The following is a 1868-nucleotide window of genomic DNA, read 5'->3' as shown; positions in this document are numbered from 1 at the left end:
CACACGGTGCAGAGCGCGTTGTATTCCATCGAACAGGCCGATCTCCTGATCGTCGGCTCGCCCGTTTACAAAGGTTCATATACGGGCCTCTTCAAGCACTTCATTGATCTCCTCGACTACAAGGCTCTCGCCGGTGTTCCCGTGGCACTCCTCGCGACCGGCGGTACGGATCGTCACGCCCTCGTCATCGATCACCAGCTCCGCCCGCTTTTCGGATTCTTCAACGCGCACACTCTGCCCACCGGTGTGTTCGTCGCGGAGAGCGCATACGCGGATGGGCGCTTGAGCGATCCTGCCCTGCTCGACCGTCTGTCGACGCTCGTCGACGAGGCCGTCACCGCGCTCAGCCACCGCACGCGGCGCGAAAACCGTCATGCCGCTTGAATTCAACACTCTTTGGGAGACCGCCATGTCGCGTTACGATTTTCATTCCTTCGCGAAATCCATTTCCAAACGCTTGTCGCATCGAGCCCTTGCGACGATTGCGACAGGTGCATCGATTCTGGTTTCGCTGATTGTCTCTCCCGCTGAAGCGCAGACCCGCGTCGTCTTCGGCACCGCGGGCAATCTGGGCGATGCATCTCTCGCCATTCACGTTGCCATCGAACGTGGATTCTACAAGGACGCGGGTATCGCTGCGGAGGTCGTCGACTTCAAGGGCGGCGCTCCGGCCGTTCAAGCGCTCGTCGGCAGCGGCATTCAATATTGCATTTGCGCGCCCGAGCATGTGGTGCGCCTGCGCGATCGTGGGATCGACGGCGTCGTCGCTTTCGCGCTCGATACCAAACATACCTACGTGCTTCTCACGCGCTCCGATTCGCCTGTGAAAACCTTCACCGATCTGAAAGGCCGTCGCGTCGGCATCACGTCTTCGGGGAGCCTGACGGAGAACCTGCTCAACCTCCAGGCAAAGCGCGCCGGGCTCGACCAGAAATCCGATCTGGAACTGGTCGGGGCCGGCGTCGGCGCAGCGCAGAAGGCGGCGCTCGACACGGGCCGTATCGAAGCCGGCATGTTCGGCACGATCAATGCGCTGCAACTCGGCGACGAAGGATATCGCATCGTCTTCGATTGGCGCACACAATCCATTCCTTCTCTTGCTCTCATCGCCAGAGAGAAGTGGCAGAATGACAATCCAGCGGCAGCGAAAGCCGTTGCGCAGGCTACACTGAAAGCACAGCACCTGTTGCTCGACAACAGGGATATCGCGGTCGACGCCTTGCGCAAAGTCTATCCCGAACTCGACGCCAAGATCATCGAGAAAGTGGCGGACAGCCTGCCGGGCCGCTTGAGCCGGGACGGCCTCTACGCACCCGAGGCCTTCGAGCAGTTGCAGAAGGATCTCGTCGAGATCGAACCTCAACTGAAGCACGTGGAATACAAAGTCGGAAACCCTGACTCGTTCCTCAAAAGAACCGGCTCGTAGAACCAGTCGGCCTCTCGTCATCGTCAAGGAACCACCATCATGAGCGACAATCGCAAGCATATCCGTCTGGGCTTTTCGATCTGGGCAACCGGCTTTCATCCTGCCGGTTGGCGTCTGCCGGAGGCGCGCGTCGACGGCACCTTCGATCCGCGTTTTCTGAAGCAGATGGCGCAGTTGTCGGAGCGAGGGAAACTCGATTTCTTCTTCATCGGCGACCGTGTCGTCGGTCTTCCCGAGACGCAGGCCGAACAACCGAACCTGGTATTGCGGCCGGAAGCCTTGACCCTTGCGAGCTTTGTCGCGGCCGTGACGGAGCGAATCGGCATCGTCACGACCGTGAATACGACCTATGCGGACCCATTCAACGTCGCAAGAGCCACCGCAACGGCCGATCATCTCAGCGGTGGCCGACTCGCCTTCAACATCGTCACGGGTCGAGATC

Annotated in this window: 3 protein-coding genes; all 3 read left to right on the top strand. The window is 60.1% G+C overall.

What is annotated here, in order from left to right; translation table 11 throughout:
* Positions 1-384, top strand: a 384-nt coding sequence (locus AC1DT3_RS19665; RefSeq protein ID WP_477466900.1) for an NAD(P)H-dependent oxidoreductase, incomplete at its 5' end; no start/stop codon positions are given.
* A gap of 25 nt (positions 385-409) precedes the next feature.
* Complete coding sequence (locus AC1DT3_RS19660; RefSeq protein WP_477466899.1) at positions 410-1426, top strand: ABC transporter substrate-binding protein; 1017 nt, start codon at positions 410-412, stop codon at positions 1424-1426.
* A gap of 39 nt (positions 1427-1465) precedes the next feature.
* Positions 1466-1868 (top strand): LLM class flavin-dependent oxidoreductase (locus AC1DT3_RS19655; RefSeq protein WP_477466898.1); only part of this gene is annotated, 403 nt, incomplete at its 3' end.

Source organism: Microvirga sp. P4_G7 (assembly GCF_056401005.1).
Note: the sequence above shows the minus strand (reverse complement) of the source record. Positions and strands in the feature narration are given on the sequence as shown.